Annotated in this window: 15 protein-coding genes; 11 read left to right on the forward strand and 4 right to left on the reverse strand. The window is 74.0% G+C overall.

Features of this window, described 5'->3' with window-relative positions; translation table 11 throughout:
• From AC3EQ1_RS10135 to AC3EQ1_RS10145, 3 genes are all read left to right on the forward strand, one after another.
• Complete coding sequence (locus tag AC3EQ1_RS10135; RefSeq protein WP_432093982.1) at window positions 1-543, forward strand: MarR family winged helix-turn-helix transcriptional regulator; 543 nt, start codon at window positions 1-3, stop codon at window positions 541-543.
• A gap of 70 nt (window positions 544-613) precedes the next feature.
• Window positions 614-1,249, forward strand: coding sequence for a GNAT family N-acetyltransferase (locus tag AC3EQ1_RS10140; RefSeq protein ID WP_432093983.1), 636 nt, complete (start codon window positions 614-616; stop codon window positions 1,247-1,249).
• 445 nt (window positions 1,250-1,694) lie between these two features.
• Entirely contained in the window at window positions 1,695-1,907 is a 213-nt protein-coding gene (locus AC3EQ1_RS10145; RefSeq protein WP_432093984.1) for a hypothetical protein, read from the forward strand.
• A gap of 48 nt (window positions 1,908-1,955) precedes the next feature.
• Here AC3EQ1_RS10145 and AC3EQ1_RS10150 read toward each other — a convergent pair whose 3' ends face one another.
• The gene (locus AC3EQ1_RS10150; RefSeq protein WP_432093985.1) at window positions 1,956-2,372 is read right to left on the reverse strand and encodes an ankyrin repeat domain-containing protein; all 417 of its coding nucleotides are present in this window, start codon (window positions 2,370-2,372) and stop codon (window positions 1,956-1,958) included.
• A 258-nt stretch (window positions 2,373-2,630) separates the two neighbouring features.
• Between AC3EQ1_RS10150 and AC3EQ1_RS10155 the strand changes: the two genes are divergently transcribed.
• Both AC3EQ1_RS10155 and AC3EQ1_RS10160 read left to right on the forward strand, forming a co-directional pair.
• Window positions 2,631-2,825, forward strand: coding sequence for a hypothetical protein (locus AC3EQ1_RS10155; protein WP_388847688.1), 195 nt, complete (start codon window positions 2,631-2,633; stop codon window positions 2,823-2,825).
• A 56-nt stretch (window positions 2,826-2,881) separates the two neighbouring features.
• Window positions 2,882-4,429 (forward strand): hypothetical protein, encoded by a 1,548-nt coding sequence (locus tag AC3EQ1_RS10160; protein WP_432093986.1) that lies wholly within the window; start codon window positions 2,882-2,884, stop codon window positions 4,427-4,429.
• Window positions 4,430-4,679: 250 nt separating this feature from the next.
• Here the strand turns inward: AC3EQ1_RS10160 and AC3EQ1_RS10165 are convergent, their stop codons facing one another.
• Complete coding sequence (locus AC3EQ1_RS10165) at window positions 4,680-6,182, reverse strand: SCO1417 family PLP biosynthesis transcription factor (protein ID WP_432093987.1); 1,503 nt, start codon at window positions 6,180-6,182, stop codon at window positions 4,680-4,682.
• 206 nt (window positions 6,183-6,388) lie between these two features.
• Between AC3EQ1_RS10165 and yczE the strand changes: the two genes are divergently transcribed.
• From yczE to AC3EQ1_RS10185, 4 genes are all read left to right on the forward strand, one after another.
• A complete protein-coding gene (gene yczE / locus AC3EQ1_RS10170; RefSeq protein ID WP_432094114.1) occupies window positions 6,389-6,982 on the forward strand; it encodes a membrane protein YczE in 594 nt (197 codons plus the stop codon).
• Window positions 6,979-7,758, forward strand: coding sequence for a glycerophosphodiester phosphodiesterase family protein (locus AC3EQ1_RS10175; RefSeq protein ID WP_432093988.1), 780 nt, complete (start codon window positions 6,979-6,981; stop codon window positions 7,756-7,758). The genes yczE and AC3EQ1_RS10175 overlap by 4 nt, the downstream gene beginning before the upstream one ends.
• A 49-nt stretch (window positions 7,759-7,807) precedes the next feature.
• Window positions 7,808-9,181: an MFS transporter gene (locus tag AC3EQ1_RS10180; protein WP_432093989.1), complete on the forward strand. Its 1,374-nt coding sequence runs from the start codon at window positions 7,808-7,810 to the stop codon at window positions 9,179-9,181.
• Window positions 9,182-9,435: 254 nt separating this feature from the next.
• The gene (locus tag AC3EQ1_RS10185) at window positions 9,436-9,810 is read left to right on the forward strand and encodes an RNA polymerase-binding protein RbpA (RefSeq protein WP_388847700.1); all 375 of its coding nucleotides are present in this window, start codon (window positions 9,436-9,438) and stop codon (window positions 9,808-9,810) included.
• Window positions 9,811-10,124: 314 nt separating this feature from the next.
• Here the strand turns inward: AC3EQ1_RS10185 and fxsA are convergent, their stop codons facing one another.
• Entirely contained in the window at window positions 10,125-10,751 is a 627-nt protein-coding gene (gene fxsA, locus AC3EQ1_RS10190) for an FxsA family membrane protein (protein ID WP_432093990.1), read from the reverse strand.
• Between the two features lie 148 nt (window positions 10,752-10,899).
• Here fxsA and AC3EQ1_RS10195 point away from each other — a divergent pair, with 148 nt between their 5' ends.
• Complete coding sequence (locus AC3EQ1_RS10195) at window positions 10,900-11,154, forward strand: WhiB family transcriptional regulator (RefSeq protein WP_432093991.1); 255 nt, start codon at window positions 10,900-10,902, stop codon at window positions 11,152-11,154.
• A gap of 388 nt (window positions 11,155-11,542) precedes the next feature.
• Window positions 11,543-11,788: a hypothetical protein gene (locus AC3EQ1_RS10200; protein ID WP_432093992.1), complete on the forward strand. Its 246-nt coding sequence runs from the start codon at window positions 11,543-11,545 to the stop codon at window positions 11,786-11,788.
• Window positions 11,789-12,007: 219 nt separating this feature from the next.
• On the opposite strand, the gene AC3EQ1_RS10205 is transcribed toward AC3EQ1_RS10200, so the two are convergent.
• Window positions 12,008-12,262 (reverse strand): DUF7218 family protein, encoded by a 255-nt coding sequence (locus AC3EQ1_RS10205; RefSeq protein WP_432093993.1) that lies wholly within the window; start codon window positions 12,260-12,262, stop codon window positions 12,008-12,010.
• Window positions 12,263-12,288 lie beyond the last annotated feature (26 nt).

Here is a 12,288-nt window from a genome sequence, read left to right on the forward strand (position 1 = left end):
ATGACGGCGGAACGGGCGGAGCTGCTGGACCGAATCGGTGTCGAAAGCCGTCGGGCCTACGCCGCGTGGACGTTGTTCAACCAGGCACTGGCCGACCGGCTGCGACTGCACCCCACGGACCTGCAGTGCCTGGGCCTGCTCGATCTCGAACCCGGGCCGCTGAGCACCGGCGGGGTCGCCGAGTTGACGGGACTGACACCGGGGTCGGCGACCCGGCTGGTGGACCGTCTGGAGAAGGCGGGGCTGGCCGAACGCCGTCCGGACCCCCGGGACCGCAGACGGGCACTGGTGGCCCTGGTGCCGGGGGCCCTGGAAAGGGTGAGCGCGGCGTGGGAGAGCCCCTCCCGGGCCTTCGACGAGAACCTCCGGCGGTACACCGACCGGGAACTGGCCCTCATCGGCGACTACTTGAGCACCGGCGCCGAGGTGGGACGCCGGCAGGCGGAACGGCTGCGGAAGGGCCTGGAGGAACCGGAGGGCACGACGAACCCCGCGGGGCCGGAGAGCAGGGAGAACACGAAGGGAGCGGCCAAGGGCCGCTGAGCCCCGTCCCGTACGGGCCTGCCGGGCGGTCGATGACGTGCTGTCGGGGCTGCCGGTAGCGTCACGGGCCATGACCGGTATCGACACCACAGCCTGCACGGTCCGCACCGCCCGTCCGGAGGACGCAGCGGCCATCGAGGCCCTCGACGGCTCCTTCACCACCGGAACCGTCTTCGAGGTGACGGCCACCGACCACGGGTTCACTCTCCGCGAGGTCCCCGTCGACCCACCTCTGACGAAGGTCTTCCCTGAGAGCGAGGGCCCGGAGGACGAGAGGCCCGAGGACGAGAGCTCTGGTGCCGAGAGCTCTGGTGCCGAGGGCTCTCGCAGCGACGGGGGCGAGGACGCCGACGCCCGCACCTTCGTCGCCGTGGGCCCCGACGGCGGGCTCGTCGGCTTCGCCGCCGTCTCCCACTCGGCGTGGAACCGCCGCCTGATCGTCGAGGACATCGAGGTCGCCCCCGGACATCGCGGCCGGGGCATCGGCCGGACCCTGATGGGACACGCCGTCGACTTCGCCCGCGAGCGGGGAGCCAGGCACCTCTGGCTGGAGGTCACCAATGTCAACGCTCCCGCCATCCACGCCTACCGCCGGATGGGCTTCACCCTCTGCGGTCTGGACACCACCCTCTACGACGGCACGGAGTCGGCGGGCGAGCAGGCGCTCTACCTGAGTCTGCCCTGCGACCGCTCCCCGGGCCTCTGACGACGCCCCGCCCGGGCCCGGGGAGCGCGGGCCGGCCGCACGTCAGTTGTGGATCCTGCGGGGCCGGGTCAGAGCCTGGAGATCTCCCGCACCGCATCCTGTTCCATCCGGCCCTGGCGCACGCCCACGGTCGCGGCGCCGTGGAACGCGCCGAGGTGCAGGTCGTCCGTCGCCTGCGCCAGGGCCGCCCGTCGGGGACGCGGGCCCGCCGCACTTCGGGGCCGGCGCCTCCCTGGCGCAACGGGTCCCCGATCGGCCGGGTATCGCGCTCCCGTCCGCGGCAGCCTGACGGTCCGTTCGTGGCTCCGCCCTTCCGGCAGGGCCGCCCCACAGGTGTCGCACGGCGGTGGCCGACCGCGCTCAGGACATCGCCGGACGGGCCCCTGCGGCTCCGGCCCCAGTCCCGCGGCCGATGGATGCCGCCGGATGGGGGAAACTGAGCAGCATGTCTGCTCCGCGCCGCTCCTGCCCCGTCTGCTGCCGTGAGATCGCCGTGGTGGGGGGCCGGCTGGCCCGGCACGACCCGCTGGGCCGCCGCTCGGTGCTGGAGCTGATCTCCTGCCCGGGGTCGCGGCGCCTCACCTCGGTCGGCGACAGCCAGCCGCCGCTGATCGATCTGGACGCACCGCCGGTGCCGGGTCAGCTGCCGCTGTTCTGACGGCCGTTCGGACGCCGGACCGGGACCGGGGAACCCCGGCCCGGGAGCTCATGCGGCGCCGAACAGTGTCAGCAGCTCGTCCTTGCCGAACATCCGCGCCGTGTCCACCGCGGACGGGGTGCCCGCCGCCGGGTCGGCGCCGCCCGCGAGCAGGGCCCGGACCACCGCGTCCTCCCCCTTGAACACCGCACCCGCGAGGGGCGTCTGGCCGCGGTCGTTGGCCCGGTCGGGGTCGGCGCCGCGGCTGAGGAGAGCCTCCACGGCACCCGCATGGCCGTGGTACGCGGCGAGCATCACCAGCGAGTCGCCCTTGTCATTGGTCAGATCGGCCGGCACACCGGCGTCGACGTAAGCGGCCAGCGAGGCCGTCTCGCCGCCGCGCGCGAAGTCGAAGATCCTGCTCGCCAGCTCGATGACCTCAGGATCGACCTGACCTGCGACATCTCCCGACTCCGGAGTGTCCATCCGCTGATCCGCCTTCCCGGTCCGCCGCCCGTGCGAGTGAACGGCCAGCCTACTGCGGCCCACCGGGGGTCCGGCGGACCGGCCGTCACGGCGCCGGCTCCCCGGACCGTCCGCCGCCCGGACGGCGCACTACGCATCGGCCAAGAGCATCAAATTCATGACAAATCCTCCATGTGCCACTTTGCCGGGACAGACACATGCTGCGAACCTGAATCACCTCACGGTGACGGTGTCGTCCCCACCCCACAGGAGAACCCCATGATTCTGTCCGTCTCGGGCGTCGTACTGCTCGCCATCATCGTCTTCCTGCTCTTCCGCAAGGACGGGCTCAAGGCCTCCCACGCCGTGGTCTGCGCGCTGTTCGGCTTCTTCCTGGCGGGCACGGCGATCGCCCCGAGCATCAAGGCGGGCAGCGCGAGCCTGGCCAGCCTGCTGGGCGGAATCAAGTTCTGAGGGCCGGCCGCGACGGCCGTCCCGTCCACCGACGTTGCACACCCCAGGAGACCGATGTGGCCCGGCGCCCACTGCCCCGCATCCTGACCGGCGCACCCCTCGCCCGCAGCCGCGCGGCGGCCCGCGCCGCCGTCCACACCGCGGCGGACGTCCTGCATCCGCTCATCGTCGTGGTGCGCGGACTGCGCCGTCTGGCGGCCGGCGGGCGGCGGCGGCTGTCCGCCGCGCCCCCGGACCGGCGGGGCCCCGCGCTGGTCATGCTGGCGGCCGGGGTGGTGGCACTCGCGCTGCTGCCGTACGGGCCGGCGCTCATGATGGCGGGGGTCCTGGCGGCCGGAGCCTGGGCGGGGCGTGACCGGGACCCGGCGGAGACCGGTCCGAGCGAGGCCGAGAGCGGACGGCTGCAGGTCCTCCACGACGCCCTGGTGCCCTACTTCTCCGCGACCGACGACCCCGGCCCGCTCTACGCGCACGGGGGCGACTGGCAACAGGCCTTCTCCGCCTGGGATTTCGACGACGAGGGCCGGATCACGCTGCTGCATCTGCACTACCCGCCGTACTTCACCGACGGCGAGCCCGCCGCGCGGGCCCGGATCGAGAAGCTGCTCCACGCCAAGTCCGGGCGTGGCCGGGAGTACTTGTTCGACTGGAACGAGGAGCTGAACGAGCTCGTCATGACGGTGCTGGAGCCGCTCCCCACCGACATCCGGGCCCAGCGGTTCGTCACCTCGCCCGCCGAGACGGTCCTCGGCTTCACCGACTCCGGCGACGTCCGCCGCACCGTGCCCGTGACCACCGACGACGCCCCGCGCGACGCCCCGCCGGTGATCTGGCGGACCGGCCCCCGCACCACGGAGCCGCATCTGCTCACGCTCGGCAGGCCGGGCAGCGGCGTCAGCACGCTGCTGCGCTCGCTCGCCCTCCAGGGGCTGCGGCACGGCGATGTGCTGGTGGTGGACGGGAGCGGCACCGGCGAGTACGCCTGCCTGCTCGGCCGGGAGGGGGTGCTGGCGGTGGAGAGCGGCCTCGCGGGGGCCCTGACATCGCTGGAGTGGGCGGCCCACGAGACCGAGCGCCGGCTGATCGCCGCCAACCGGGCCCGCCAGCTGGGACATCCGGCGCCCGACGACACCCGCCGGCAGCTGTGGATCGTCCTCGACCGGCCCTCCGTGCTCAGCCAGGTCGCGGCCGCCGAGGGACGGACCGACCCGCAGGAGCTCCTCGGCATCCCGCTGCGGCACGGGCGGGCCGCCCAGGTCACCGTCTGCGTCGGCGACCAACTGGACTGCGCGGACCTGCTGGCCGACGCCGTACGGTCGCACACCAGGGCACGGGTGATCCTGGGGACGGCCACGGCCGAGGAGGTGACGGACGTGCTGGACCAGCCGCCGCACACCACCCCGCCCGCGCACGTCCCGCCGGGGCGCGGCTATGCGCGGCTGGGTGCGGGGCCGGTGCACCGGCTCCAGGTGCCGGCCACCCCCGACCCGTACGACGACGAGGTGAGCGAGGCGGACCGGCAGGCCGTTCTGGACCTGCTGCCGGATCCGGCCGGTCCGGAGCTGCCCGCCCAGCCCGCGGCGGCCGTGCACGCCGACAGCTGACCCGGCACACCCCGCGTCCGCCCGCACGTCCGCTCGCACGAACCGGGGCCGTCCGCCGGACCGGAAAGCCGACGGACCGGTCCGCTCCGGCGGCGGTCCGGTCCGGCCGGGCTCGGGCCGGAGGTTCCGCCCGGGCGGAACGCGGACCACGCCGGGCCCGGTCCGGCCGGAGTTCGGAAGCCGGGCCCGATCCGGCCGGAAGGCCGGAAACCGGTCCGACCGGGGCCCGGGCCGCACGGCCCGGCCGCGCTCAGGCCACCAGGCTGCGCGGTGTGTCCGCGGCGACCGGGGCGCCCGTCTCCACCAGGTGAGCCGCCGCGGCGAGCCGGGCCGCGGCGGTCTCGGCGACCGCGCCGCCCACGGTGAACGGGAGCCGGACGAAGCCCTCGAAGGCGCCGTCCACCCCGAACCGCGGCCCCGAGGGCACCCGCACCCCCATCCGTTCGCCCGCCTCGGCGATCCGGGAGCCGGAGAGACCGCCGGTGCGGGTCCAGAGGGTGAGTCCGCCGCCCGGGACGGTGAACTCCCAGTCGGGCAGGTGCTGCCGGAGTGCGGCGACGAGCGCGTCGCGGTTCTCCCGGGCCTGCGCACGGCGGATGTCCCCCGCCGCCTCCCAGCCGCCGTCGCTCAACAGCCAGGTGACGGCGAGCTGTTCGAGGACGGGTGAGCCCAGGTCGGCGTAAGCGCGGGCGGCGACCAGGCTGCGGATGATGTCCGGGGCGGCCCGGACCCAGCCGATGCGCAGCCCGGCCCAGAACGCCTTGCTGGCCGAGCCGACGGTGACGACCGTGCTGCCCGAGGGGTCGAACGCGCAGACCGGCCGCGGCAGTTCGGGGTCCGGGTCCAGCCACAGGTCGGACATCGTCTCGTCGGCGACGAGCACCGTGCCCGCCGAGCGGGCGGCGGCCACGAGGTCACGGCGCTGCTCCTCGGTGGCCAGCGCGCCGGTCGGGTTCTGGAAGTCGGCCATGACGTACGCCATGCGCGGAGCCGCGTCGCGCAGCACCTGCCGCCAGGCGGGAATGTCCCAGCCCGTCAGGCCGTCCGCCATCGCGACCGGCACCAGCCGGGCGCCCGCCTCCCGCATCAGCTGGAGGACGTTGGCGTACGAGGGGGACTCGACGGCGACCCGCTCGCCGCGCCCGGCGAACAGATGACAGGTCGCGGTGACCGCCCCCATGGCTCCGGTGGTGACCATGATCTGCTCGGGCATGGTGGGAATGCCGCGGGCGGTGTAGCGGTCGGCGAGGGCCTGCCGGAGGTCCTGGAGGCCGGCCGGATAGTCGCCGTGCGTGTGGGCGTAGGCGGGAAGTTGCTCCAGGGCGCCCTGGAAGGCCCGGCTCAGCCAGGGTTCGGGCGCGGGCAGCGCCGCGCACCCGAGGTCGATCACGGATCCGGCGGCGTCCGGCGGCAGCGGGTCCAGACCGCGGGTGGGCAGCGGACTGCCGGCCGGGACGCTGGTCCAACTCCCTGCGCCGCGCCGCGACTCCAGGAAGCCGTCGGTGCGCAGGGCTTCGTAGGCCGAGGCGACCGTGGTGCGGCTGAGCGCGAGGGCGGCGGCGAGTTCGCGCTCCGCGGGGAGCCGGGCGGCGACCGGCACCCGCCCTTCGAGGACGAGGAGGCGCACGCCGTCGGCGAGGGCGCGGTACGCGGGCAGCCGCCGCCCGGCCGCGGTCTCGCGCCCGCCGTCGGTCTGGGAGCGCAGAAGCCGGGCGAGTTGCGCGGCGCCCACCGCCGAAGTCCACTGACCCATGATCAGCAGTCCACCTTCCCTCGATTGGCCCTGGAACCACCGTGGCCCCAGGCCACAGAGTGTCACGAGTCAGGCCACTTGCACCAGCGTCACCCTCTCACTGGGAGCCTCCCTTGTCCCGATGGTCGCGAACGACCCGGTCCGCACTCCCCCACCGGCTCACCCGCCGCCTCGTGCAGCTCTACGTCGGACTGGTCCTCTACGGCATGAGCATGGCGCTCCAGCTGCGTGCCGGGCTCGGCCTGGACCCGTGGGACGTCTTCCACCAGGGCGTTTCGAAGCACACGGGACTGTCCATCGGGACGGTGTGCATCCTCGCCGGCGCCCTGGTGCTGCTGCTCTGGGTGCCGCTGCGGCAGCGGCCGGGTCTCGGAACGGTCTCCAACGTCGTGCTGATCGGGCTGGCGATGGACGCCACCCTGGCCCTCACGTCGAACGTGCGCGGGCTCGCCCTCCAGGTGCCGCTGCTGGTCTTCGCGATCGTGCTGAACGGCGTCGCAACGGGGTTGTACATCTCGGCGCGCTTCGGCCCCGGCCCCCGGGACGGCCTGATGACCGGGCTGCACCGGCGCACCGGCCGGTCGATCCGGCTGGTGCGCACCGGGCTCGAGGTCACCGTGCTGGCGACCGGCTGGCTGCTCGGCGGTTCGGTCGGCGTGGGCACGGTGGCGTTCGCGCTGGCCATCGGCCCGCTCTCGCAGGTGTTCCTCCGGGTCTTCGCGATTCCCGGGGCCGACGCGGGGCCTTCGCCGGTGGTGGCGCGGGGCGAAGCTAGGGAACAGGCGATACTGCCGCAGTGAGTTCCGTACGCCATCCCTTCCTCGACCATCCGGCCCCGCTCGCCTTCGCCCACCGCGGCGGAACGGCCGACGGGCTGGAGAACACCGCGGCCGCGTTCCGGCGCGCGGTCGGCACCGGGTACCGCTACCTGGAGACCGATGTGCACGTCACCGCGGACGGCGCGCTGGTCGCCTTCCACGACGCGACGCTGGACCGGGTCACCGACGCCCGCGGGCGGATCGCGGACCTGCCCTGGTCCGAGGTGCGGCGGGCCCGGGTGGCCGGGACCGAGCCGCTCCCCCTGTTCGAGGAGCTGCTGGAGTCCTTCCCCGAGGCCCGCTGGAACGTGGACGTCAAGGCGGAGGCGGCGCTGGTCCCGCTGCTGGAGCTGATCCGCCGCACCGGCGCCTGGGACCGGGTGTGCGTGGGGTCCTTCTCCGAGGCGCGGGTGGCCCGGGCGCAGCGGCTGGCGGGGCCCCGGCTGGCGACGTCCTACGGCGTCCGGGGGGTGCTGGCGCTGCGGCTGCGCTCGCTGGGGCTGCCGGTCCGGCCGCGGCGTACGGCGGTCGCGGTGCAGGTGCCCGAGGCGCAGCCGGTTCCGGCGCTCGGGAGCCTCCGGGTGGTGGACCGGGCCTTCGTCCGGGCCGCGCACGCGCGGGGGCTCCAGGTGCACGTGTGGACGGTGAACGACGCGGATCGGATGACGGCCCTGCTCGACCTGGGCGTCGATGGCATCATGACCGATCATCTCGACACATTGCGCACGGTACTGACCGACCGGGGAGCCTGGGCCTGACCCCGGCCCGCCGTGGTACGGCGGCCGACGGGGAGACGAGGGGCCGGGGATGGACAGCACGGACACGGCAGGGGACAGAGCGGCCGGGAGCGCGGCCACGCCGGAGGAGCGGCGGCGGGAACAGCGGGGCTGGTACGTCTACGACTGGGCCGTCTCGGTCTACTCGACGAGCGTGGTCACGGTGTTCCTGGGGCCGTATCTGACGGCGGTGGCCCGCGCCGCCGCCGACGCGGACGGCTATGTGCACCCGCTGGGCGTCCCGGTGCGGGCGGGCTCCTACTTCGCGTACGCGGTCTCGGCTTCCATCCTGCTGGCGGTGCTGGTGATGCCGCTGGCGGGGGCGGTCGCGGACCGGACGGGCCGCAAGAAGCCGATCCTCGCGGCGGCCGCCTACCTGGGGGCCGCGGCGACGACGGGGATGTTCTTCCTGGACGGGGAGCGGTATCTGCTCGGCGGGGCACTGCTGATCGTGGCCAACGCCTCGCTGTCCGTCTCGATGGTGGTCTACAACGCGTTCCTGCCACAGATAGCCGGGCCGGACGAACGGGACGCGGTCTCCTCGCGCGGCTGGGCCCTGGGCTACGCGGCCGGGGCGCTGATGCTGGTGGCGAACCTGGTCCTGTACGCGGGGCACGACAGCTTCGGGGTGTCCGAGGGCACCGCGGTGCGGATCTCCCTGGCCACCGCGGGCCTGTGGTGGGGCGCGTTCGCCGTGGTCCCGCTGCGGCGGCTGCGGGACCGGCGGCTGCCCGGCCGCACCCCGGCGGAGCGCGCCTCGCTGGGCCAGGGCCTGCGGCAACTCGTGGCGACCTTGCGGGACATGCGCCGGTATCCGCTGACCCTGATGTTCCTGCTCGCCTATCTCGTCTACAACGACGGGGTACAGACCGTGATCTCCCAGGCCTCGGTGTACGGCTCGGAGGAGCTGGGGCTGGACCAGACGACCCTGATCCTGGCGATCCTCCTGGTCCAGGTGCTGGCGGTGGCGGGCGCGCTGGGCATGGGCCGGCTGGCGCGCCGGTACGGCGCGAAGCGCACGATCCTCGGCGCGCTGGCGGCCTGGACGGTGACGATCGGCGCGGGCTGCTTTCTGCCGGCGGGCGAGCCGGGGTGGTTCTTCGTGCTGGCGGCGGCGATCGGGATGGTCCTGGGCGGCAGCCAGGCCCTGTCGCGGTCGCTCTTCTCCCATCTGGTGCCGCGCGGCAAGGAGGCCGAATACTTCTCGGCGTACGAACTGAGCGACCGGGGTACGAGCTGGCTGGGGCCGCTGCTGTTCGGTCTGACCTACCAGCTGACCGGGAACTACCGGACGGCGATCATCTCGCTCGTGGTGTTCTTCGCACTGGGATTCGTGCTGCTCGCGCGGGTGCCGGTGCGGCGTGCGGTAGCGGCGGCGGGCAACCCCGTACCGGCCCGGATTTAGGGACCGGAGCCGGAGGCGGTAGTGTACGCCCTTGGCCTGCCGGGTGGACCGTTACTGCGCGCTCAGTAAACGGGAACGCTGGGTGACATCTGCTGCCAGATGTGACAAACCGGGCGCTGGTGGGTACAACAAGGGGCGGCACGACGGGCGACGCATGTCCCGGAACGGGAATCTTCACCGCCGACCGGACGTTGACCGGATGACGACGACAGCGACACCTGTCCTGTGGGCTACAAGCCCGGGAGGCACGATTCATGAGTGAGCGAGCTCTCCGCGGCACGCGACTCGTGGTTACCAGCTACGAGACCGACCGCGGCATCGATCTGGCCCCGCGCCAGGCGGTGGAGTACGCATGCCAGAACGGACATCGATTCGAGATGCCGTTCTCGGTAGAGGCGGAAATTCCGCCGGAGTGGGAGTGCAAGGCGTGCGGCGCCATGGCACTCCTGGTGGACGGCGAGGGCCCTGAAGAGAAGAAGGGCAAGCCCGCGCGTACGCATTGGGACATGCTCATGGAGCGGCGCACCCGCGAGGAGCTGGAGGAGGTGCTGGCCGAGAGGCTGGCCGTTCTCCGCTCCGGCGCCATGAACATTGCCGTGCATCCGCGCGACAACCGCAAGTCCGCGTAGCGCCGTAGGCGCCGCGCGAACCGCGCAGCGAGGCCGCGGGTCAGGGGCACCAGCCGGTGTCCCCGGCCCGCGGCTTTTGCATGCCCCGGCGACGGGCCGATGACGGGGGCCGGCCGGCCGGCGCGCCGGTACGGCGCGAAGCGCACGATCTTCGGCGCGTTGGCGGCCTGCCCTGGTCGCGGGCCGGCGACGGGCTATCGCCTGCCGCGGCGACGGTGGACGGGGCCGGCTCCGGGACGCCCCGGAGCCCGGCGGGCTGCCCGGCCGTCGTCCCGCCCGGGAGGGGCCCCGTCGGCCCCGGCCCGCTCGGCGGCTCAGTGCGTGAGCGGTGGGCGCGGCCCGTCCTCGTCGTGCGGGCGGCCCCCCGGCGCGTCCATGTCGTCCCGGACGACCTCGCCCTGGACGACCTTGCCGTCGGGGCGGTGCATCCGCGCCTGCTGGAAGGCGTCGCCGAAGGTCCCGGGCTGTGCGGTCCGCATCCGGCGCTCCAGCGACCGCTCCAGCGAGCGGTGCAGCAGCGTTCGCGTCGGCGGGAAGATGCAGAGCAGCCCGAGAGCGTCCGAAATCAGCCCCGGCGTCATCAGCAGCAGCCCACCCAGCATGGGAAGGGTATTGCCGCTGCTCCGGTCGCCGTCGCGCGCCCGGTCGTCCTCCTGCCGGTCACCGGACCCGCCCGCCTGAGCGGCCTGGAGATCGGCGGTGAGCCCCCGCCAGGCCCGGCGGCCGGCCCGCTTGATCACATATCCGCCGAGCACCGCCCCGGCCACCAGCAGCAGCAGAACGGTGAGACCGCCGAAGGCCTCCCCCACCACGATCAGCAGCCACAGCTCCAGCACCAGCCAGGCGGCGACCGCCAGCGGCAGGAACCTGCGGGCGCGTGAGCGCCGGCGGCCGGGCTCTCGGCCCCGGGGCGGATTCTGGTGCGGTGTGCCGGTCGTCATGTGTCCCAGTGTGCCTGGGCCGGTGGCGGAATCGGAGCGGTGGGTCGGCCTCCGTACGCCGGGCCCGTGCATTCCGGCCGCGCTCCCGGGTACGCGAAGCGAACCGGCACATATGCGCCCCACGGGGCGCGGAAACGGAGTTGACCCCATGAACTGGCGCCAGAGCGCTGCCTGCATCGACGAGGACCCGGAACTCTTCTTCCCCATCGGCACTTCGGGCCCGGCGGCCCTGCAGGCCGAGGAGGCGAAGGCCGTCTGTGCCCGCTGTCCGGTCACGGACCAGTGCCTCGAATGGGCTCTGGAGAACAACCAGGACTCGGGTGTCTGGGGCGGTCTCGAGGAGAACGAACGCCGCGCACTGCGACGCCGCAACGCCCGGGCGCGCAACCGGGCCCGGAACTGACGCCGCCGGCCGGCCGGGGCAGCTGTCCGGTGCCGCCCCGGCCCGGCAGTCACCGACCCGCGGCCCCGCCTTCGGTGACCCCCACCGCTCGAGTCGCGCGCGGGCGGAAGCGCGAACGCGGGCGCTGAGCGTGGCGCCCCGCTGTACGCCCCTGGCCCGCACCATGCCCGTAACGGAGATCCACGTCCGTAACGGAGATCCACGCCCCGACACCGCTTCAGCGGCCGACGGCATGAGCCGGACACCCCGCTGTTCGACATGCGGCGCGGCACGACGATCGCCGGGCCGGGGCCGGTGTCGATCTTTACGGGGACCTGCGCATGCGCGGCGGCCCCGCCGGGTACCCGCCCGCCCGGCACGAACCCCGTAAGCGAGTGAGGATGGGGCCATGAGCGAACGACCGAGCGAAGCTCCGGAAGGACACGGCGGCGAGGGCATCCCCCGGGACCTGCCCGATCAGCAGGCCGACGCCGAGACCGGCCCCGACCACTGGGACGCCGACGGATCGTCCCTCGAGGACCGGGAAGGGGAGCCGATGCCGGACACCGACGAGGCGGGCACCGGCCCGCGGGGAGCGCCGCAGCCGAGCGGGGTGAACCCGGACGAGCCCGCCCCGGACGAGCCGACGGACTGACGTCGCACACGGAGGGGGCCCGGACGGTGTCCGGGCCCCCTCCGCCGCCGTTCCACGACGATTCGGCCCGTCCACGGCGACGCGGTGACGACGCAGCCGCGGCGCGGCACCGGACGGGTCCGTGGTGCCGTGCCGCGGGCCGTACGGCGTCCTGCCGTCGGTCCGCCGCTCCGGCGTTTCGTCCCGGGCGGGGCTTCGGGCGCGCTGCGCCGCTTCGGCTCAGCGGTTGCGGAGCGCCGAGATGAGCTGATCCTTCGACATGCTGGACCTGCCCTCGATACCGATCTTCCTGGCCTCGCGGTACAGGTCGTCCTTGGTCCGCCCCTCGTACGCCCCGGCCTTGCCGCCCTTGCGGCCGGTGGCCCGGCGGGAGCCGCCGGCGTCGTTGGCGATCCGGGCGGCCTTCTCCTTGCTCGCGCCCTCGCGGCGCAGGGCCTGGTAGGTCTTCTCGTCCTTGATCTGCGGGTTGGGCATGTGACACCTCCGGATGATGCGGACGG

Source organism: Streptomyces sp. bgisy100 (assembly GCF_057709105.1).